We start from the raw sequence: 19,664 nt of genomic DNA on the forward strand, positions 1-19,664 counted from the left end.
CTTCATGGCTCGGGACTCGACTCGACTGCTGCTGGTGGCGACCGGCGACACGATGGCGTACAAGCTGGATCCGTCCCACGCGGGGATCGCGACCGGCGCGGAACTGCTGGCCGCGGCGCTCCCCGGCGGCCGACCCGGGTTGGACATCACGATCGAGGACCGGCGCCAGGAGCCGAGCTGGGATACCGACGGGCCCACCCTGTTGGCGTTGGCGCGTCGGGTTCGGGCGGCCCTGGGTGAGGAACTGTACGACGGCGTCGTGGTCACCCACGGGCTGGACACCGTCGCGGAGGCCGCGTTCCTCGCCGATCTGATGCTCGGCGCCGCGGCGGCCCGGGGAGCAGTTGTCTTCACCTGCGCCCTGCGCCCGTTCGACGCCGCCGAGCCCGACGGCCCGGGCAGCCTGGCCGTCGCGATCAGCGCCGCCGCCGATCCGCGGCTGCGGGGGGCCGGGGTTCTGGTCGGTACGGGAGACGAACTGCACGCGGCCCGGTGGGTGTCCGTGCGGGACGTCACGGGCGAGCACCCGGCACTCTCCTCCTGGCCACGGCCGCCGGTCGCCCGGGTGGTCGCCGGCCGGGTCGAGGAGCTGACCGATCCGCCGCCGCGACCGCCCGGCCCGCTCGGCGATCCCGAATGGGACGTTGCGCTGGTCAAGACGTACCCGGGCATGGCGGCGGTGGTGCTCGGCGCGCTCGCCGACGCGGGCGTGCGGGGCATCGTGCTGGCGGGGACCGGCGTCGGCAACGTGCCCGTCAGCCTGCTGACCACGATCGGTGACCTGGTGTCCTGGGATATCCCCGTGGTGGTCGCGTCGGACTGCCGCACCGGGCCGGTCGACGTCGACGCGTTGTCGCCCGAGCAGGGTATGGCGTTCCGGGTGGGGGCCATCCCGGCGAACGGGTTGGCGCCGGCGCAGGCGCGCGCGGCACTCATGGTCGCCCTTGGCGGCGGTGGTGATGGTCGAAACGTGGCCACGGTCCGCTCGTACTTCGCCGCCCGGTGATCCAACGGGCCTTTCCTAGCGCTCGGGCAGCTCGTCGGCGGTCAGCAGGCAGGTGAGGCGCAACTCGTGCGCGACGGCCGGCGCACAGCCGGCGACCACGGTGGCCGCCCCGACCGACTCGGCGCCGCGCCGGGCGACGAGCGCATAGAGCGCCCGGAGTTGGGCTCCGCTGTCCACCCAGTCGTCCACCACCAGGACCCGGTCACCGGGCCCGAGTTGGCGGTCCCGTACTCCGAGGCCGACGCGTCGGCCACGGTGGTCGGTGGTGGTGTCGACCCAACTCGTCGGTCCGGCGATGGGTCGGTTCGGGTCGCGCTTGTGGGCGGCCACGAGGCCAACCCCGAGGGCGACCGCGGTGAGCGCGCCGGGCGGTAGGCCGGCCACCTCGGGAGCGAGCACGGCGGTGGGGCGGGCGGACCGGTGCGGTGCGGCGAGCGCCGGACCGATGGCCGCCAGCACCTCGGCGTCACGCCACCAGCCGGAGACGTCGCTCACCAGATGCGGCGTGGACGGGCCGGGGTCGATCCACCGGAATCCATCGAGAAGGCGTTTCCTCAGGTCAACGGGCATGTGATGACGGTCAGACCTGGGGTTTCCGACCCACGAGGGATCGGATGATCGGGTACACGTTCCCGGGCAAATGCCTACGAAAAGGAATGATCACGTTGACCTCTCATGGTCTTCTCCCGCTACGGTCCGCCGGTCGATGACATCGTCAGGGAAGGACGCGTCGCGTGCCTGGTAAGCACTCACTCCGCTCATTGTTCAGGTCACCGGTCGGCATCGTCAGCGTCGCCGCGCTCGGCGTCGCGGTCGCTGTCGGTGGTGCCGTGGGTGCCGTCCAGCTCACCGCCGACCCGACCGGCGTCGCGGCCCCGGTCGCCACCCCCTCCACCTCGGCACCGGAACCGGTGCCGTCAAGCGCGTCACCGTCGGCGAGCAGCAGCCCGACACCGACGGTGAAGCCGACCCCGAGCCGGTCACCGGGCAAGGCGTCGCGGTCCAAGACCCGGACCACCGCGCCGAAGCCGAGCGCCACCCGGAAGAGCCCCGCCAGCACGGTGGTGAGCAGCGGCAGCTGCGGCGCGTCGTTCTATCACGAGGGCCAGATGACCGCCAACGGCGAGGTCTTCAATCCGGATGCGCTCACCGCCGCACACAAGACGCTGCCGTTCAACACCCGGGTCCGGGTCACCAACCCGGCGACCGGCACGTCCGTGACGGTACGCATCAACGACCGTGGTCCGTTTATCGACGGCCGCTGCCTGGATCTGTCGAGGGCGGCGTTCGCTGACATCGCCTCGTTGGATCTGGGCCACCTGACCGTCAAGTACGAGGTCCTCAAGTAGCGGCCGTTCCCATCCCCGCGAGACCTGAGGTCGACACGCTGACCGGCCCGCTTCGGGGTGGGGAACGCCGGTGCCGACACGCCGGGTGGCCAGAACCGGCTCAACCGAGGAGCCAACCTCGTTCAGTAGCGGCGCATCTTCAGGCATGCTGTTCGGCGTAAACGCGCAAGTGTCACGACCGGTCCGCCGGTCGCTGAGTCCAGGATCCCGCGCCGGTCTCGGCGCGGCCCTCGGGCTGCTCGCGGCGGTTTCCGCCGCCGAGTTCGTCGACCGGACGAGCACCCAGGCGTTGAGCCTGATGGTGTTGGTGCCGTTCCTCGCCGCGGCTTTCGCCGGTTGGCCGGTGGTTGCCGGAGTCGGGGTGCTGGCGACCATCACCGCGCTCGCCTTCACGGTGTCGGGGTCCCTCACGGCCCACGCGGTGGTGGCCGTCCTGGGCACCGCGGTGGGCACCGGGATTGCCACCGCCATGGCGGTCGCCCGACAACGGCAGGCGCACCAGATCGCCGAGCTGTCCAAGCTGGCGTCGGTGGCCCAGCAGGCGGTGCTGCGCCCGCTCGGCCCCCAGGTCGGCTCGCTGGCGGTGGCGGGTCACTACATCTCCTCCACGGCCGCCGCAGACATCGGCGGGGACCTGTACGAGGTGCTGGACACCCCGTACGGCGTACGCATGATCATCGGGGACGTGCGCGGCAAGGGACTGGAGGCGGTCCGGCTGGCCAGCATCGTGCTCGGTTCCTATCGGCACGTGGCTTACGAGCGGGCGGACCTGCGGTCCGTGGTCACCGACCTGGACCGCGCGGTGGCCCGCAGCGTTGGCGACGAGGACTTCGTCACCGCCGCACTGGTCGAGGAGCGCGGGGGCACCCTCACCATCGTCAACTGTGGTCACCCGGCTCCGCTGCTGTTGCGCCGCGGGGCGGTGATTCCGCTGGAACCACCAGCCCCGGCCCCGCCGCTCGGGTTCATGCCGGTCGTCCGCCCGAGGGTGGAGCGGCTGGAGCCGGGCGACCGGCTGCTGCTGTTCACCGACGGTCTGGGGGAGGCCCGGCGGGACGGCGAGTTCTTCCCGACCGCCGACCGCGCCTGGCGGCTGCTCGGTCACGGCACGGTGGCGGACGGCCTGGCCTCGCTCGAGACGGCCTTGGTCGAGTGGGTGCGCGGCCGGCTGGACGACGACATCGCCCTGGTTCTCATGGAGTACGCCGGGCCCCGTCCGGCCGCCGCCGCGCCGGTGCCGAGCTGGGAGGTCGGCGCGGCCGAGGTGTAGCGCCCTGACTGGGCCTGAGCCGGGCTGTGACCCGCCTCACTCCGAAGATCGGGTTGTCGGTACCTACCGCCCAGTAATACAGTTCTCGTTACTGACCGGTAACACCTGTCCCGAATCGGGGGGCCAGCGAGCATGACCCACTACAAGAGCAATCTGCGGGACCTCGAATTCAACCTGTTCGAGGTCTTCGGGGCGGATCGGGCGTTCGGCCGGGAGCCGTACGCGGATCTGGACACCGATACCGCCCGCAGCATCCTCGCCGAGGTGGATCGGCTGGCCCGCGAGGACCTGGCCGCCAGTTACACCGACAGCGACCGGAACCCGCCGGTCTTCGACCCAGCGACCCACACCGCACCGCTGCCCGAGTCGTTCAAGAAGTCGTACCAGGCGTTCATGGACGCCGAGTTCTGGCGGCTGGACCTGCCCGCCGAACTGGACGGCACCGGCGCCCCGCGCGCCCTCTGGTGGTCGCTCGCCGAACTGGTCCTCGGCGCGAACGCGCCGGTCTGGATGTACGCCTCCGGCCCGTCCTTCGCCCACGTGCTGCACGTCGAGGGCACCGAGGAGCAGAAGAAGTGGGCCAAGCTGTTCATCGACAAGCAGTGGGGCTCCACCATGGTGCTCACCGAGCCGGACGCCGGCTCGGACGTCGGTGCCGGCCGCGCCCGGGCGATCCCGCAGCCGGACGGCTCCTGGCACATCGAGGGCGTGAAGCGGTTCATCACCTCGGGTGAGCACGACCTGAGCGACAACATCGTGCACTACGTACTGGCCCGCCCGGTGGGCGTCGAGGGCGTCGGCGGCCCCGGCACCAAGGGCCTGTCGCTGTTCGTCGTGCCGAAGTTCCACTTCGACGCGGAGACCGGCGAGCTGGGCGAGCGCAACGGCGTCTACGCCACAAACGTCGAGCACAAGATGGGCATCAAGGTATCCAACACCTGCGAGCTGACGTTCGGCGAGCACGGCACGCCGGCCAAGGGCTGGCTGCTCGGCGAGCGGCACGACGGCATCCGGCAGATGTTCATGATCATCGAGTACGCCCGGATGATGGTCGGCACCAAGGCGATCGCCACCCTCTCCACCGGATACCTGAACGCGCTGGAGTACGCGAAGAACCGGGTCCAGGGCGCCGACCTGATCCAGATGGCCGACAAGACGGCGCCGCGGGTGACCATCGCTCACCACCCGGACGTCCGCCGGTCGCTCATGCTCCAGAAGTCGTACGCCGAGGGCCTGCGCGCCCTGGTCTGCTACACCGCGAGCTGGCAGGACCAGATCAACATCGCCGAGGCGTCCGGCGACGAGAAGGCCGCGAAGACCGCCAAGCGGGTCAATGACCTGCTGCTGCCGCTGGTCAAGGGGGTCGGCTCGGAGCGCGCGTACGAACTGCTGGGTCACGAGTCGTTGCAGACCTTCGGCGGCTCGGGCTTCCTGCAGGACTACCCGATCGAGCAGTACGTCCGGGACTCGAAGATCGACACCTTGTACGAGGGAACCACCGCGATCCAGAGTCTCGACCTGTTCTTCCGCAAGATCGTGAAGGACGGCGGGAAGGCCCTGCTGGCGGTGGCCGGCGAAATCCAGGCGTTCATCGAGGCGGAGGACGGCAACGGTCGGCTCAAGGAGGAGCGGCTGGCGCTCGGCAAGGCCCTCGCCGAGACGCAGACCATGGTGGCCACGATGACCGGCTGGCTCGGCGAGGCACAGGGCGGCGATCCGCGGGCGCTCTACAAGGTCGGGCTGGCCAGCCGGCGACTGCTGCTGGCCGTCGGGGACCTGGTCGTGGGCTGGCTGCTGCAGCGGCAGGCGGCGGTCGCGCTCGGCGCGCTGACGGGTGAGGTGGCCGATCGGGACACGGCGTTCTACGAGGGCAAGGTCGCCGCGGCGCGGTTCTTCGCCCGCGAGGTGCTGCCCCGAATCGGTGCCGACCGGCGCATCGTCGAGGGAACCTCGGTGGATCTGATGGATCTGTCCGAAGACGCGTTCTGACAGGTAGGAAGGGATCCTTCCTCCGGATTTTCCGGTTTTTCGCTGGCCGGCGGGTGAATGCCCGCCGGCCAGCCGGCTATTCAGAGCCCCGGGCGGGTTACGGCCGTGATCCCCGCAGCGCTGACAGGCAACCCAGCGAGCAGCCACCGCGCGCACAGGGAGTGCAGTCCATGGGCATCGGTAGCGGAATCCTTCTGATCGCGCTCGGCGCGATCTTCACCTTCGCCGTACGGGCGAATGTCTGGTGGATCGACCTGCGTGCCGTCGGCTGGGTCTTCATGCTGGCCGGCGTGGCCGTACTGGCGATCACGCTGTCCTACTGGCAGGCGCGACGGCAACGCGCCCGCACGCTCATCGTCGAGGAGAACCGGCTGTCCCATCCGACGGCGATGATGCCGCCGCCACCGGACCCGCCGCCGCCCAACGCGCCACCCCGCTGACGCTCCCGAGATCGACTCGATGTCGGCGAAGTAGCGGGGTTCGCGCTGGCGTGACCCCCCAACTTCGCCGATATCGAGTCGATCTAGCGGCTCTGGTCGCCGCTGCCGGCAGCAGCCGTCGATCGCCGGCAGCAGCCGTCGATCGCCGGCAGCAGCCGTCGATCGCCGGCAGGAGCCGTCGATCGCCGGCCGCCGTTGACCAGTCCGCGGGCGACCGGGGCGCCGGTGTCGTCCGGCCGGTGAGCCCGGCGCCCCGGTCGATCAGCCGCGGGCGGTGAACCAGCGCTCCAACGCCGCGCCGCCCGGAGCCAGGTCCGTCCACCGGCCGGTGAAGCCGTGTACGGCGAGCCCGGCGGTGCGCAGCCCTTCGGGATCCGCGTGCACCGGATCGAGCAGGATGGACAGCTTCGAGATGCTGGGGTTGTGCCCGATCAGCAGCACCGTGGTGGAATCCGGATCCGCGCCCCGGAGAAGCTCCAGCAGGTTTTCGGCGCGGTCGCGGTACACCCCCTCCTCGTAGCGCACGGTGGGTCCGAGGCCCGGTACGTGCGGCGGCTCGATGGCGCTGGACCTCCCGGGCGCGGAGCGGTCGCTGGCGTCGGGGGTTCGAGCGGAGCGGTCGTCACCGTGGGGAGTCAACTCGGGGCGGTGGCCGGCCAGCGGAGCGGTCATCCCCAGCGCGACCTCGTGCCAGGTCTGCCGGGTCCGCTTGGCGGGCGAGCAGATCACCTCGGTCGGTCGGTACCCGCTGTGCTCCAGCCAGGCTCCGGCGGCCGCGGCGTCGGCGTGCCCGCGGGTGGCCAGCGGACGTTCCGCATCCGCCACCCCTTCCGGCTGCTCGGCCTTGGCATGGCGGAGCAACACGATCCTGCGTTCCGTCATGGACTCAGCTTGCCCGATTGGTGATCTGCCCGCCCGGGTAAGTCCTTCCGTGCCGCAACCTCACCTGGCGGCGGCTGAGAACGGTGGCCGGCTGAATGCCAAGGAGGGCGAGAAGTGGGCATCGGTGGAAGCATTTTTCTCATCGTGGTGGGCGCGATCCTGGCGTTCGCGGTCGACGCCGAGGTGGGTTGGCTCGACCTTGACGTGGTCGGCTGGGTACTGATGCTGGCCGGGTTGGCCGGCCTCATCCTGACCAGTTGGCTCTGGCGGAGCCGGCGGCGCACGGTGGTCGCCGCGCCGGTCCGTGAGACGCGGGTGGTTCCGCAGCAGCGTGCCGAGGTGGTCGAGGAGTACCGCGAGGTACGGCGGCCAGCCCCGCCGAGCGTCTGATCCGCCCGGAACATCAGGTTGATCAAGAGGTCCGCGTCAGTTCTTCGCCGGGATCTGACGCGAACCTCTTGATCAACGCGGCTGGATCAACGCGGCTGGATCAACGCGGCTGGATCAACGCGGCGAGCCAGCACGGCGAGATAGGGCCTGGGTGGTGCGGGGTCAGGAGAACAACGCGAAGTAGATGGCGATGTGGTGGCAGATCGCCGCCACCAGCGTGCAGGCGTGGAAAAACTCGTGGTGGCCGAAGACACTCGGCCACGGGTTCGGCCTGCGGAGCGCGTAGAACACGGCGCCCACGCTGTAGGCCAGGCCGCCGACGATCAGCAGGACGAGGGCAGCCACTCCGCCGTTGCGCAGGATGTCGGGCAGCACGGCCACCGCGACCCAGCCGAGAGCGATGTAGAGCGGCGCCGAGGCCCAGCGTGGCGCGTGCGGCCAGATCAGCTTGACCGCCACCCCCGCCAGGGCACCCGCCCACACCGCCCCGAGCAGGATCAACCCGCCGCGTCCCGGCAGCAGGAGCAGACAGAACGGAGTGTAAGTGCCGGCGATGAAGACGAAAATCATCGAATGGTCGAGCCGGCGCATGACCTGGTAGCCGCGTTCCGACCAGACCCGCCGGTGGTAGAGCGCACTGGTGCCGAACAATCCACACACGGTGAGGCTGTAGACCACGCAACTGACCAGAGGCGTCCAGCCGGGTCGGCTGGCGGCCAGCGCGCACAGGACCAGGCCGCAGGCGATGGCCACGAAGAAGGCGTACGTGTGCAGCCAGCCGCGCAGGCGCGGCTTGCCGATGTCGATCGGCTTGAGGCGCGTGGAGGTCGGATGCGCTGAGGTCACGTCGCCAGGTTACGGCACCGTAGGTTACCTGGCAGTAGTGTGGTTCGTCATAGCGCGGAGCCACCGCGGACGGTTTCAGGCCCGGGTCGACCAGTGGGGAGGACTACCGTTCGACAGCATGGACCTCAACGCGGACCTCGGTGAAGGCTTCGGCACCTGGCGGCTGGGCGACGACGACGCCCTGCTGGAGGTCGTCACCTCGGCGAACGTCGCCTGCGGCTTCCACGCCGGCGACGCGGGGACGATGCGGCACGTGTGCGCCGGAGCCGCCGAACGCGGCGTCACCGTCGGCGCCCAGGTGGGTTACCGCGACCTCGCCGGGTTCGGCCGGCGGCGGATCGAGTACGCCTTCGCGGAGCTACGTGACGAGATCGTCTACCAGGTCGGCGCGCTCGCCGCGTTCTGCCGGTTGGCCGGCACCCGGATCGGCTATGTGAAGCCACACGGTGCGCTCTACACCACGGCCGCCGTCGAGGAGTCGCAGGCGGCGGCCGTCGTGGCGGCGATCTCCGCGTACGACTCGAAGCTGCCCGTGCTGTGCGCGCCCGGCTCGGTCCTCGCCCAGCTCGCCACCGGCGCGGGCCTGCGGGTGGTGGCGGAGGGCTTCGCCGATCGGGGCTACCGGCCGGACGGCACGCTGGTGCCGCGAGGCGCGCCCGGGGCGCTGATCACCGACGTCGACGAGGTGGTGGCGCGAGCGGTACGGATGGCGCGGGACCACACCCTGGTCGCGATCGACGGTGCGGTGCTGCCGGCACCGGTGGAGTCGATCTGCGTTCACGGCGACACTCCGGGGGCCGTCGAACTGGCCGGCCGGATCCGGGTGGCGCTCGCCGACGCCGGGCTCGCACTCGCGCCGTTCGCCTGACCGGACGAATCCGCATGGATCCTCTATGGCCGGTGCATCGGCTCCCGATCGCGTCGCGCCGGTAGAAGGGACGGACCAGATCTGCCGTCCGAAGCGATCATCGACCGGGCGTCGGTGCCTACTCGGCGTCCAGTCCGCGCAGGACCAGGGGAAGCCGGGTGGCGCCGGCGGGTCCGACCCGGACCGGCACACCCCAGTCCTGCCGGGTGAGATGGCAGGCCGCGTGCTCGGCCTCCGCGTCACACGTCGCCGCCTGCGCCACCACCTGAAGCACGCCGTTCGGTACCTCGGGGTTGATCGTCAGCCGGCGGGACAGCTCGGTGGTCGTGCCGGCGCCGTCCAGCAGCAGGTCAGCGGGTGTTGCCGAGACGACGAGCCGGGTGGCCGGCCCGAAGCTCTCGTCGAGCTTCTGCCCAGCGGCAGGGCTGAACACCACCACCAGTTCCACCTCGCCACCGGCCACCTCGGTCGGCGGTCGCTCGCTGCGGTGCCGGATCCCGTCCACCATCGCGCCCGCGGCGGCCAGGGCGCCCGGAGCCAGCCGGCTCAACCGGTGCGCGGCCGACTCCACCACCAGCACCCCGCCGTCTCCGGTGACGATCAGGTCGCTCGGCTCCGCGAGATCGGTGGCCACCGTGGCGACAGTGCCGCCGGCCGGGTCGAATCGGCGGACCGCGCCGTTGTACGTGTCCGCGACCAGCACCGAACCGTCCGGCATGGCCGCGACTCCGAGCGGGTGCTGGAACAACGCCTGGTCCGCCGGCCCGTCAACGTGGCCGAAGTCGAACAGGCCCTGCCCGACGACAGTGGTCAACACGCCGTCCTCGACGTATCGCAGTGCGCTGGTCTCGCTGTCGGCGATCCACAGTCTCCGGCCGTCGGCCGAGGTGGCCAGGCCGGAAGGCTGTGCCATCCAGACATCCGGCAGCGGGCCGTCCCGCAAGGCCTCCACGGTCGTGCCCGCGTACACGCCGGTCGTCCGCTTCACCGGATCGAACCACCACAACTGGTGGATCCCCGCCATCGCCACCACGACCTTGCCGTCGAACCAGGCCAGATCCCACGGCGAGGAAAGATCGCTGGAGAGCGCGTCATGGGCATGGTCGTCCACCGTGGACCGCCACTGCCGACCCGTGCCGGCCACGGTGGTCACCTCACCCGTGCCCAGGCGTACGCCGCGCAGCAGGTGATTGACGGTGTCGGCGACCAGCAGGTCGTATCCGGAGATCTCCGCCACGTGCGCGGGCAGGACACAGAGCCCCTGCGGTTCGGCGAAGCTGGCGGTGTCCGGCCCGCCGTCGGCGCGACCGCGCTCGCCAGACCCGATCCGGCGCAGCACCGTCTCACCGTCGGCGGCCAACTCGACGAGCGAATGCCGGGCGGAGTCCGAGACGAGCAGGTTGCCGGAGTCGAGCTGGACGGCCTTGCCGGGGAAGCGCAACGCGGTCGACGACTCGGCGGGCGGCACGTACGGACCGTCTCCGCGGCGCAGCGTGCCCTTGGCCTCGTGCGTCGCGATCAGCTCGTCGATCAGTCGGGTCAGCCCTTCGGCGTGACCCTCACCGGCCATGGTGGCCACCACGTAGCCCTCCGGGTCGACCACCGACAGCGTCGGCCATGCCTTGGCCGCGTACTGCTGCCAGGTCCCCAGCTCCGGATCGTCGAGCACCGGGTGCGCCACCCCGTACCGCTCGACGGCGGCGGCGAGGGCGTCCGGGTCCTTCTCGTGTTCGAACTTCGGCGAATGCACCCCGATGACCACCAGCGCGTCACCGTACTTCTCCTCCAGCGGGCGAAGTTCGTCGAGGACGTGCAGGCAGTTGATGCAGCAGAAGGTCCAAAAGTCGATCACCAGGACGCGGCCGCGTAGGTCGGCCAGGGTCAGGTTCCGACCACCGGTGTTCAGCCAGGCGCGGCCTCGAAGCTCGGGCGCGCGGACGCGGGGGGTCACACTCACACCGCAAGCTTGCCATGCTCAGCGGCTGGGGCACGCGCGACCGGCGCCAGGTCCGGTACGCCGGTCGCGCGTCGCCCGCCGAGTCAGCCGGACGCCGGCTCGAGACAGAGCACCTGCCTGTTGCCGCCCTCTTCCACCGCGATCGACGGCTGCTGCTGGTCGGGACACTGATCGGCGCTCGGCACCTTGGCGGTCACCTTGAACGAACCGGCATCACCGCAGGTGGCCTGGGCGGCCGTGTTCCCGTCCTGCTTCACACAGTCACCGACGGCCGGCTGGAAGGCCGCGTCGTCGCCGCCGCGCGTGAACAACCACACCGCGCCGAGCGGGATAAGCAACAACAGCACGGCAGCGGCCAACACCGCGGCGAGTACCCGCCCATTGCGTACGTGTGGAGTCGGTGGTGTCTCCTCATTGGCCGGCTGCGGCGGCTGGCCCTGGAACGAGTTGAACCGTTCCTGGTCGGGGTCGGTGGCCGGGCCGCCCGCGCCGAAGTCCGGACCCGGGCCGGGCACCACGGCCCGTCCGGCTCCCGCGCCGGACACCGGGCCCGCACTCATCGGGCCCGCGTTCATCGGGCCCGCGTTCATCGGGCCCGCGTTCATCGGTCCCGGCCCCGGGCCGAAGGGCGACGCCACCATCGTCTGGTCCGGCCGGCCGGCCGGCCCCTGATCCGGTCGCGGACCGAAAGGCATCGGCGCGGGCGGGCGTCCGTCGGGGCCTGGCTCGAAGCCGCGGGGTCCGTCGGGGCCTGGCTCGAAGCCGCGCGGTGGGCCCGGCTGGAACCCGCGCGGTCCGTCCGGTTGATCGGGCCTGCCCGGCTGGTATTCCTCCGGGCCGCCGCGGTCGTAGGGAATGCGGTCAGGCGGCTCGAACTGGTTCGGTCCCTGCTGGTAGGTGTCGGGACGGCCCTGCTGGTAAGCCTCGGGCGCGTCCCGCGCGAAGGGGTTCGGATCGTTCTGTTGCTGGTACCCGTCGGGTCCGGATCGGTACGGATCGGAGTCGTCCTGATGGCCGCGATCCCGGTCATCGTCGACCAGGTCACCGAAGGGCGCCGCCGCGCCGAACGCCGGACTCGCCGCCCGCTCATCCGGCCGCTGGTACGCGTCGGGGGCCTCCGCTCCGCCCGCATCGGTCCGTCCCGGTCCACCGAAGGTCGCCGGTCGTCCATAGACACCGGAGGCGCGTTGGGCGGGGATCTCGGGTTCGTGGCCGTCCCGTTGCTCCGCCTGGTCGTACCCGCCTGGCCGATCGCGGTCCGCGGCCTCGTCGGTCGTCGTCCCGCCCTCAGCCGGCCGACCGTACAAGCGGGGTTGCGGCGCCGGACCGGTCGGCCGTGCGTAGTCGGTGGGGGGCATGACCCGACTGGCCAGTGGCACGGACGCACTCGCCGAGACGGCGGCGCCGGCCGGGTCGCCGGCAGCCGGCTCATCGGCCTCCACCATCGACTCGTCCGAGGCCCGGGGCTGCGGTACAGCGGCGGACGCCATGTGCTGACCGGACCCGCCGTATCCGGCTGGCTCATCGTGCCCGCCGTAGGCACCGCGCTGGCCGTGCTCCTCGTAGCCGGCCGGCCCGCCCTGCTGGCCGTGCTCCTCGTAGCCGGCCGGCCCGCCCTGCTGGCCGTGCTCCTCGTAGCCGGCCAGCCCGCCCTGCTCGCCGTATCCCGCGTGTTCGTGCTGATCGCGGTATCCGGCGGAGTCGTCGTATCCGGATGGCTGCTCACGTCGCCAGCCGTCGCCACCCGGGTCGCTGCCGCGGTCGGTGTCGCCGCGGTGCTGCGGCGGGCCCCAGTTCGGCCCGGCCGCGTGCGGGGGTGACACCGCCAGGGTGGCACCCGGGACCCGGGTTTCCTGGGGCGGAAGCGGCACGGCGTTGCTGGGCGAAATACCCGGACCGGGAGCGGGCTGGTAGCCGCCCGCTCGGTCGCCTCCGTCGGGGGCGAACGGGGGCGCGGCGCGACCACTCGGGGCGGAACCGAACGGGCGGCGGCCGGTCGGCAACTCGCCGGAGTCCTGGCTCATCGCGCCGAAGGCGATGGATTCGGCGCCATCGGACTGGTACAGGTCGTCAGAACGCCGACCACGCTCTCGTTGCGGCAGGCTCGGTGCCGGGCCGGCATCCGGCTCGGGGGATCCGGCTGGCGAAGCTACGTCGCTCGGACGTCGGTCATTCTCGTCCTGCGGTGGTGTGTTGCGCCGGGCGGTGCCCCACGCCTCATCGGCCGACCAGGGCTGCGGCGTGCCGCCGAAGCCGTACGCACCCGGCGGATTGGATCCGCTGGCCGGCGGCGTCGCGCGGCCCGTGGGTCCGGCGTCGCTTGTGGGTGCGGGTCCGTAGGTGCTGGGGGTGGGTCCGGCGTCGCTTGTGGGTCCGGGCGGGATGTCGGCCGTGGCCCACCGGGGCGGCTCGGTCGGCCGTCCCTCCGACGGGGCCGAGGGTTGCTGCTCCGCCCATCCGGATTGCTGCGGCGCCCAGCCGGCGTCACGATCGTTGTCCGGCGGCGGTTGCCAGGCATTCTCGCCGCCCGCCGATTGCCCGGGGGACCAGCTGCGACCGTCGCCAGCCTCGCCAGGATTCCGGTCGTCCGCCGCGGGTGGCCGTGCCGGCCAGTCGGCCGGAGCCGGTGGGCGGGGCTGTGGCCAGCCGGCGTCTCCGGCCCCGTTCCGTGCCGGTGCCGGTGGCCAGTTCACGTCCGCCGCGGGCTGGGCGGACCGGTCGGGAGCGTCAGGTGCCTGCGGCGCCCACCCGGCGGGTCCGGCGCCGGACGTCGGTCCGACGGTCGGTGGTGCGGCGTGCGGTGGTGCGGTGTGCGGTGGTGCGGTGTGGAGTGGCGCGCCACTCTGCGGCGCCCAGCCGGCCGGCCCTGGCCGACCGCCGGGTTCGTTATCGTCGCTCCGAGGAGTCGGCGCGGGGATGGTCCAGGACACCGACGGCGATCGGTCCCCGGCGTCCTCGGCGACCTCCCAGTTGCCGGTGCCCGGTTGGCCGGAGCGGGGAGCCCAGCCCGGGTCCGCCGAAGCACTCTCCGGTACCGGCCGCTGTCCCTGGTACGTCCTGCCCTGGCCACCGTGCGGCGCGGGTCCATTGGCGCCTCGCGCAGCCTCATCCGGCTCGTGACCGGGCTGCAGGCCCTCGGACGTCATGCGCGCGCCTCCTTCACATGCCGACGCCGGTGCCGCGGGCTCTCCCCGGCAAGTCGCCGACCGCCGACTGCTCCCCCCGCACCGTAGCCGGTCTCCCGGCGAGCGGCATCGGGTGGTGTGGCGACGTCGGGTCACACCCCACGTCGGTACGCCGCCACGCCCGCTCGGATGTGGCCGCGCCAACCGTACCGGGCGGCACGGCATGGCGGAATCCCGGCGGACGGGTGCCCCTGTTGACGCGCCGACACCGGTGGTGCCCGCAAGCCGACGACCCCCGACCGGCCGGGGCCGATCGGGGGTCGTCGAACTGGAGGAAGTGGAAAGTCTGTCGCGTCAGCGGAACTGGCGCATCGCGGCCGCCATGATCTCGTCGGCCACCGCCGGCGAGCTGGTGGAGCGCAGCGCGCGGTTGATGGCGCGGGCGCGGCGGGTGGCGTTCCGGTGACTGCGGATTCGGTTGATCATGCTCATCTCAATGTCCCCCTGGTGGCTATTCGGTTGTGGGCCCGTCTGTGATGTCTCCAGTATGCCGCGACCATCCGATGCCTGCCAACGATTATTAGGTGAGCTGGGACACGAGCCGAAGAATCTTAGGGAAGGTGCCCATGTTCGCCGAGCATTCTTGGGAAACAAGGTAACGGCCGGTGTGCCTGGCGGTAACGCCACGCACACCGGCCGTTGTGCCGGAGGTCGGATCAGGTCCAGGCGAGCAGAGTCGCCTCCGGGTCACCCAGGAAGTCGCCCACGTCCCGGAGGAACTTCGACCCCAGCTCACCGTCGATGATCCGGTGGTCGAAGGAAAGCGCGAGCGTGGTCACCTTGCGGATCTTGATCTCGCCCTCGTGCACCCAGGGCATCTCCCGGATCACGCCGAAGGCCAGGATGGCCGACTCTCCGGGCGGCAGGATCGGCGTACCCGTGTCGACGCCGAAGACCCCGACGTTTGTGATGCTCAGGGTCCCGCCGGCCATGTCCGCGGGCGAGGTGCGCCCCGCCTTGGCCGTCTGCACCAGGTCCGTCATCGCGTCGGCCAACTCGCGCAGCGTGAGCCGCCCGGCGTCCTTGATGTTCGGCACGATCAGACCGCGTTCGGTGGCCGCCGCGATCCCGAGGTTGACGTACTCCTTGACCACGATCTCGTCGCCGGCCCAGGTCGAGTTGACCATCGGGTGGCGGCGGACCGCCAGCAGCATCGCCTTGGCGACCAGGAGCAGCGGAGAGATCCGCACGTCGCGCCATTCGCGCAACGCCCGCAGCCGGTCCAGGGCCTCCATCGACCGGGTCACGTCGACCGTGAGGAACTCGGTCACGTGCGGCGCGGTGAACGCCGACCGGGTCATGTTCTCCGCGGTGAGCTTGCGAACACCCTTGACCGGGATGCGCTGTTCACGGTCCGGACCGAACGACGGTGCCGAGAGCGTGGGCGCCGACACAGCCGCCGCGGTGACCGGCGGGGCTGCCGCGGTACCGTCCGCCGCCCGCTGCACGTCCTCCCGGGTGATGGACCCGAGCGGACCGGATCCGGTGAGAGCGGTGAGATCCACACCCAGGTCGCGGGCCAGCTTGCGGACCGGCGGCTTGGCCAGCACGATCGCTCCGCCCGCGCTGTCCGGCACCTGGGCGGGAGCCGGTGCCTGCGCGGGCACCGCTGGCGCGGCCTGCGCCGGCCGGGTCGGGGCACCGGATGTCGCCGGTTGATCGGACGACGCCTTCCGCGGCCGGCGCTTCGCGGCGCTGGTCCGCGGACCGTAACCGACAAGCACCGGGGTGCGGCCGCCGGCCGGTCCCAGGCTGCCCACCATGCCGGGCTCGACCCCGCCCTCGGCGGGAGCCACGTCGACGGCGGCCAACGAGGCGGCGGACGGGGTGGGCAGGTCGGCGTCGGGCCGGCTCGTGGTGGTCGGAGCCGCCTCGTCGATCGGCCCGGCGCCCGGCTGCGTGTCGATCGCGATGATCGGCGTACCGACCTCGACCGTCGCCCCCTCCTCCTGGAAGATGGCGTGCACCTGCCCGGCCCACTTCGCCGGAATCTCGACCGCCGCCTTGGCGGTCTCGACCTCCACGATCGGCTGGTTCAGCTCGATCGTGTCGCCGACGGCCACCATCCACTTGAGGATTTCGCCCTCGGTCAACCCTTCCCCGAGGTCGGGCAGCGGGAACTCCTTGATACGCGACATTCCGCTCACCATCCGAAGGTGCGGTCGACGGCGTCGAGCACCCGGTCGAGGTCCGGCAGGTACTCCTCTTCGACACGGGATGCCGGATAGGGGGTGTCGAACCCGGTCACCCGCAGCACCGGCGACTCCAGGGAGTAGAAGCACTCCTCGGTGATCCGGGCCGCGATCTCCGAACCCAGACCCAGGTTGGCCGGCGCCTCGTGCACCACCACGCACCGTCCGGTGCGACGCACCGACTCGTACGCCGGGGCGAGGTCCAGCGGGGACATCGACCGCAGGTCGATCACCTCCAGTTCGCGGCCGTCCTCGGCCGCCGCGGTGGCGGCGTCCAGGGCGACCCGCACCATCGGACCGTAGGCCAGCACGGTCGCGTCGGTGCCTGGCCGCGCAACCCGGGCCGAGTGCAGCGGGTACGCGTCGGACAGCGGCGCGTCCAGCTCGACCGGCCCCTTCTCCCAGTAGCGTCGCTTGGGCTCCAGGAACACGATCGGGTCGTCCGACGCGATGGCCTGCTGGATCATCGAGTACGCGTCCTGCGGGTTGGCGCAGGAGACGACCTTCAGGCCGGCGGTGTGCGCGAAGTACGCCTCCGGTGACTCGGAGTGGTGCTCCACGGCGCCGATCCCACCGCCGAACGGGATCCGGATCACCATCGGGATCCGGAGCTTGCCGCCCGAGCGGTAGTGCATCTTCGCAACCTGAGACACGATCTGGTCGTACGCCGGGTAGACGAAGCCATCGAACTGGATTTCACAGACCGGCCGGTAGCCCCGGATGGCGAGCCCGACCGCCGTACCGATGATTCCGGACTCGGCCAACGGGGTGTCGATCACCCGGTCCTCGCCGAAGTCCTTCTGCAGCCCGTCGGTGATCCGGAAGACGCCGCCGAGCTTGCCGACGTCCTCGCCCATGATGACGACCTTCGGGTCGTTCTCCAGGGCGCGGCGCAGACCCGTGTTGAGGGCCTTGCCCAGGGTGAGCGTTTCGGTGGCCATCAGTGAGCGCTCCCCTCGAACGAAGCCAGGTACCGGCTGAACTGCTCACGCTGCGCGTCGAGTTCGGGCGACCCGTTCGGATAGACGTGGTCGAACATCGACTCCGGCTCCGGGTTGGGCATGGTCAGCACCCGCTCGCGCAGTGCCACCGACTCCTGCCGGGCCTGCTCGTCCACGTCGGCGAAGAACGTGTCGTCGGCGATCTGCTGCCGGGTGAGGAACGCCTTCATCCGGGCGATCGGGTCCTTGGCCTGCCAGGCCTCCACCTCGCTGGCGATCCGGTAGCGGGTCGGGTCGTCGGAGGTGGTGTGGGCACCCATCCGGTACGTGTACGCCTCGATCAGGCTGGGTCCCTGGCCGAGCCGGGCGTTGTCCAGCGCGTGCCGGGTCACGGCGTACGACGCGAGCACGTCGTTGCCGTCCACCCGGACGCCGGGGAAGCCGAAGCCAGCGGCCCGCCGGTACAGCGGGATGCGGGTCTGCCGCTCCAGCGGCTCCGAGATGGCGTACTGGTTGTTCTGGCAGAAGAACACCAGCGGCGCGTTGAACACGCCGGCCCAGACGAACGCCTCGTTGACGTCTCCCTGGCTGGTGGCACCGTCGCCGAAGTACGCGATGACCGCCTCACCGTCGTCGCTGCCGGTCTTGCCGTCCATCGTCACGCCCATGGCGTATCCGGTGGCGTGCAGCGTCTGGGCGCCGATCACGATCGTGTACATGTTGAACTTGAACTCGTTCGGGTCCCAGCCGCCCTGGTCGACCCCGCGGAACAGGCCCAGCGGCATGATCGGGTCGATGCCCCGGCAGTAGAGCACGCCGTGCTCCCGGTAGGTCGGGAAGGCCATGTCCTGCGGTCGCAGGGCCCGGCCCGAGCCGACCTGCGCCGCCTCCTGGCCGAGCAGGCTGGCCCACAGGCCCAGCTCACCCTGCCGCTGCAGGGCGGTCGCCTCGGCGTCGAGCTTGCGGACCAGCACGAGATCGCGGTACAGCCCGCGGTACTCGTCGTCGGTGAAGTCGACGCGGTACACCGTGCCGTCCTGGCCAGTGACGCTGTCGACGCGCTCGCCCGAGGGGGTGAGCAGCTGCACCAGATCGGTGCCGCCATCCCCGGTCGCCTGTCGCTTCGATCGGGATGTGGCCCGCTTGCCGCGGGCCGCGACCCCGGTGTCGCCCTTCGCCATCCATCTCTCCCTGTCGTCTGTGCGCCGGCACCGGGGGTGGCCCGATCGCGCTGAGGTGCGTCGGCCCGGCTGCCGCCGGGCCGGTGTGGGTGGCGACCACGCCTAGCCCTGGTGAGGGTTGCCGCGCGGCCGGGAGCCGGATCCGCAGGAGTGGTCCGACCCGCATGACGCCGGCCCCGCAACCGCCCTCCGCCTGGTACGCGGAAGGTACGGCCGCGTTGCCGTCGGGGTCCATACTCGCAGAGGAGGTGAGCAGCCCCACAGTTCGGTCTCCGTCAACCGTGGCAGGTCCGCTGTCCACCGCTGACGCGGGCGGACGGCGACGGGGCACTTCGTCACTCCTGCGGTGATATGGGCGTTCGCGTGCCGTCCGACACGCAAACTCGGCACCCTGACACGCTGTGTAACGCTGGCCAACTCAACGTCACCAGGGCAATCTCGTTGTCGGCGTCATGCCCGGCGAAACATACCGGTGCCCTCCGCCGTGCCCACCGTGGGCCGGCCGCACCGTGCCCGCGAGGAGTCCACCAGTGCCCGATCCCGGCTACCACCGCGCGCCGTCGCTGTTCGCCCGCCACCGGCCGGGCCGGCCCGGGCCGTACGCCGGCCGCGGCGACGCGTACGCCGGCCGCCGGGTCACCGGCGTCCACCGAGCCGACGGGCTCGCCGGTCCGGCACGTCGCTACCTGCTCACCGTGGCATTGCTGGCCGGCACCGCGTCGTTGCCGATCGTCGCTGTGATCAGCACCGGATCCGCCACCGTGCAGGACCGTGGCGGATCCGGCTCGCCGGACGGCCTGCCGCCGCTGTTCGACCCTCCCTCGGAGGGCCCTGTCGTGGTGGTGCCGCTGCCGCCGGCCTCTCCCATCGAGGACCCGTCGCTCAACGGCGTGGGAGACCGGACGGTCGGCACCGAGGACCGGCGCGAACCGCCGCGAGGGCCACGAGGAATCGGGCGGTCCGGTCATGGCAAGGGAGGTCCGGACACACCCGGTGGTCGGCCACCGGGTGTGCCGTCGCCGCCCGGTCGGCCGATCCCGTCGCCGCCCGGATCGGAACCGGGCACCCCCTCGCCGACCGGCACGCCGTCGCCCTCGCCATCGCCGCCGTCCACCGGCACGCCGTCGCCCACGAATCCACAGTCCCCGGACAGCACAGCCACGCCGAG

At 71.5% G+C, this 19,664-nt stretch carries 16 protein-coding genes and 1 pseudogene; 8 read left to right on the plus strand and 9 right to left on the minus strand.

Annotation, left to right across the window (positions count from 1 at the left end; genetic code table 11):
* Positions 1-4 precede the first annotated feature (4 nt).
* Positions 5-1,006 carry an asparaginase domain-containing protein gene (locus tag ACFQUZ_RS08010; RefSeq protein WP_377439535.1) on the plus strand — a complete coding sequence of 334 codons (1,002 nt, stop codon included), beginning with the start codon at positions 5-7 and terminating at the stop codon, positions 1,004-1,006.
* 15 nt (positions 1,007-1,021) lie between these two features.
* On the opposite strand, the gene ACFQUZ_RS08015 is transcribed toward ACFQUZ_RS08010, so the two are convergent.
* Entirely contained in the window at positions 1,022-1,576 is a 555-nt protein-coding gene (locus ACFQUZ_RS08015; RefSeq protein WP_377439537.1) for a phosphoribosyltransferase family protein, read from the minus strand.
* 164 nt (positions 1,577-1,740) lie between these two features.
* Between ACFQUZ_RS08015 and ACFQUZ_RS08020 the strand changes: the two genes are divergently transcribed.
* The 4 genes from ACFQUZ_RS08020 to ACFQUZ_RS08035 all read left to right on the plus strand — a co-directional run bounded on the left by ACFQUZ_RS08020 (position 1,741) and on the right by ACFQUZ_RS08035 (position 6,054).
* A complete protein-coding gene (locus ACFQUZ_RS08020; protein ID WP_377439539.1) occupies positions 1,741-2,355 on the plus strand; it encodes a septal ring lytic transglycosylase RlpA family protein in 615 nt (204 codons plus the stop codon).
* A 145-nt stretch (positions 2,356-2,500) separates the two neighbouring features.
* Positions 2,501-3,625 (plus strand): PP2C family protein-serine/threonine phosphatase, encoded by a 1,125-nt coding sequence (locus ACFQUZ_RS08025; RefSeq protein WP_377439541.1) that lies wholly within the window; start codon positions 2,501-2,503, stop codon positions 3,623-3,625.
* Positions 3,626-3,757: 132 nt separating this feature from the next.
* Positions 3,758-5,614 carry an acyl-CoA dehydrogenase gene (locus tag ACFQUZ_RS08030; protein ID WP_377439544.1) on the plus strand — a complete coding sequence of 619 codons (1,857 nt, stop codon included), beginning with the start codon at positions 3,758-3,760 and terminating at the stop codon, positions 5,612-5,614.
* A gap of 170 nt (positions 5,615-5,784) precedes the next feature.
* Complete coding sequence (locus tag ACFQUZ_RS08035; RefSeq protein ID WP_377439546.1) at positions 5,785-6,054, plus strand: DUF6458 family protein; 270 nt, start codon at positions 5,785-5,787, stop codon at positions 6,052-6,054.
* Positions 6,055-6,315: 261 nt separating this feature from the next.
* Here ACFQUZ_RS08035 and ACFQUZ_RS08040 read toward each other — a convergent pair whose 3' ends face one another.
* Entirely contained in the window at positions 6,316-6,936 is a 621-nt protein-coding gene (locus tag ACFQUZ_RS08040; RefSeq protein ID WP_377439549.1) for a SixA phosphatase family protein, read from the minus strand.
* A gap of 114 nt (positions 6,937-7,050) precedes the next feature.
* Here ACFQUZ_RS08040 and ACFQUZ_RS08045 point away from each other — a divergent pair, with 114 nt between their 5' ends.
* A complete protein-coding gene (locus ACFQUZ_RS08045; RefSeq protein ID WP_377439552.1) occupies positions 7,051-7,326 on the plus strand; it encodes a DUF6458 family protein in 276 nt (91 codons plus the stop codon).
* A gap of 162 nt (positions 7,327-7,488) precedes the next feature.
* On the opposite strand, the gene ACFQUZ_RS08050 is transcribed toward ACFQUZ_RS08045, so the two are convergent.
* The gene (locus ACFQUZ_RS08050) at positions 7,489-8,172 is read right to left on the minus strand and encodes a hemolysin III family protein (RefSeq protein ID WP_377439554.1); all 684 of its coding nucleotides are present in this window, start codon (positions 8,170-8,172) and stop codon (positions 7,489-7,491) included.
* A 118-nt stretch (positions 8,173-8,290) separates the two neighbouring features.
* On the opposite strand from ACFQUZ_RS08050, the gene ACFQUZ_RS08055 reads away from it, so the two are divergent.
* On the plus strand, positions 8,291-9,040 hold the full coding sequence (locus tag ACFQUZ_RS08055; RefSeq protein WP_377439556.1) for a LamB/YcsF family protein: 750 nt from the start codon (positions 8,291-8,293) through the stop codon (positions 9,038-9,040).
* Between the two features lie 118 nt (positions 9,041-9,158).
* Here ACFQUZ_RS08055 and ACFQUZ_RS08060 read toward each other — a convergent pair whose 3' ends face one another.
* The 6 genes from ACFQUZ_RS08060 to pdhA all read right to left on the minus strand — a co-directional run bounded on the left by ACFQUZ_RS08060 (position 9,159) and on the right by pdhA (position 18,496).
* Positions 9,159-10,997 carry an NHL domain-containing thioredoxin family protein gene (locus ACFQUZ_RS08060; RefSeq protein WP_377439558.1) on the minus strand — a complete coding sequence of 613 codons (1,839 nt, stop codon included), beginning with the start codon at positions 10,995-10,997 and terminating at the stop codon, positions 9,159-9,161.
* Positions 10,998-11,080: 83 nt separating this feature from the next.
* Positions 11,081-13,021, minus strand: a complete 1,941-nt coding sequence (locus tag ACFQUZ_RS08065; RefSeq protein WP_377439561.1) for a hypothetical protein — start codon at positions 13,019-13,021, stop codon at positions 11,081-11,083.
* A 1,455-nt stretch (positions 13,022-14,476) separates the two neighbouring features.
* A complete protein-coding gene (locus ACFQUZ_RS08070; RefSeq protein ID WP_377439563.1) occupies positions 14,477-14,614 on the minus strand; it encodes a hypothetical protein in 138 nt (45 codons plus the stop codon).
* A gap of 224 nt (positions 14,615-14,838) precedes the next feature.
* Positions 14,839-16,320 (minus strand): dihydrolipoamide acetyltransferase family protein, encoded by a 1,482-nt coding sequence (locus ACFQUZ_RS08075; protein WP_377439565.1) that lies wholly within the window; start codon positions 16,318-16,320, stop codon positions 14,839-14,841.
* A gap of 5 nt (positions 16,321-16,325) precedes the next feature.
* Positions 16,326-17,315, minus strand: a complete 990-nt coding sequence (locus tag ACFQUZ_RS08080; protein ID WP_377439568.1) for an alpha-ketoacid dehydrogenase subunit beta — start codon at positions 17,313-17,315, stop codon at positions 16,326-16,328.
* Complete coding sequence (gene pdhA, locus ACFQUZ_RS08085; RefSeq protein WP_377439570.1) at positions 17,315-18,496, minus strand: pyruvate dehydrogenase (acetyl-transferring) E1 component subunit alpha; 1,182 nt, start codon at positions 18,494-18,496, stop codon at positions 17,315-17,317. The genes ACFQUZ_RS08080 and pdhA overlap by 1 nt, the downstream gene beginning before the upstream one ends.
* A gap of 530 nt (positions 18,497-19,026) precedes the next feature.
* On the opposite strand from pdhA, the pseudogene ACFQUZ_RS08090 reads away from it, so the two are divergent.
* Positions 19,027-19,664: pseudogene (locus ACFQUZ_RS08090) on the plus strand (hypothetical protein); the annotation flags it as partial.

Source organism: Plantactinospora sp. GCM10030261 (assembly GCF_042666615.1).
Lineage (GTDB): Bacteria > Actinomycetota > Actinomycetes > Mycobacteriales > Micromonosporaceae > KBS50.

Excerpts from the sequence above, each read along its gene's own strand:
- ACFQUZ_RS08010 (WP_377439535.1), top strand. The coding sequence starts at position 5 with ATGGCTCGGGACTCGACTCGACTGCTGCTGGTGGCGACCGGCGACACG.
- ACFQUZ_RS08015 (WP_377439537.1), bottom strand. The coding sequence starts at position 1,576 with ATGCCCGTTGACCTGAGGAAACGCCTTCTCGATGGATTCCGGTGGATC.
- ACFQUZ_RS08025 (WP_377439541.1), top strand. The coding sequence starts at position 2,501 with ATGCTGTTCGGCGTAAACGCGCAAGTGTCACGACCGGTCCGCCGGTCG.
- ACFQUZ_RS08030 (WP_377439544.1), top strand. The coding sequence starts at position 3,758 with ATGACCCACTACAAGAGCAATCTGCGGGACCTCGAATTCAACCTGTTC.
- ACFQUZ_RS08035 (WP_377439546.1), top strand. The coding sequence starts at position 5,785 with ATGGGCATCGGTAGCGGAATCCTTCTGATCGCGCTCGGCGCGATCTTC.
- ACFQUZ_RS08040 (WP_377439549.1), bottom strand. The coding sequence starts at position 6,936 with ATGACGGAACGCAGGATCGTGTTGCTCCGCCATGCCAAGGCCGAGCAG.
- ACFQUZ_RS08055 (WP_377439556.1), top strand. The coding sequence starts at position 8,291 with ATGGACCTCAACGCGGACCTCGGTGAAGGCTTCGGCACCTGGCGGCTG.
- ACFQUZ_RS08065 (WP_377439561.1), bottom strand. The coding sequence starts at position 13,021 with ATGAGCCAGGACTCCGGCGAGTTGCCGACCGGCCGCCGCCCGTTCGGT.
- ACFQUZ_RS08070 (WP_377439563.1), bottom strand. The coding sequence starts at position 14,614 with ATGAGCATGATCAACCGAATCCGCAGTCACCGGAACGCCACCCGCCGC.
- ACFQUZ_RS08075 (WP_377439565.1), bottom strand. The coding sequence starts at position 16,320 with ATGTCGCGTATCAAGGAGTTCCCGCTGCCCGACCTCGGGGAAGGGTTG.
- ACFQUZ_RS08080 (WP_377439568.1), bottom strand. The coding sequence starts at position 17,315 with ATGGCCACCGAAACGCTCACCCTGGGCAAGGCCCTCAACACGGGTCTG.
- pdhA (WP_377439570.1), bottom strand. The coding sequence starts at position 18,496 with ATGGCGAAGGGCGACACCGGGGTCGCGGCCCGCGGCAAGCGGGCCACA.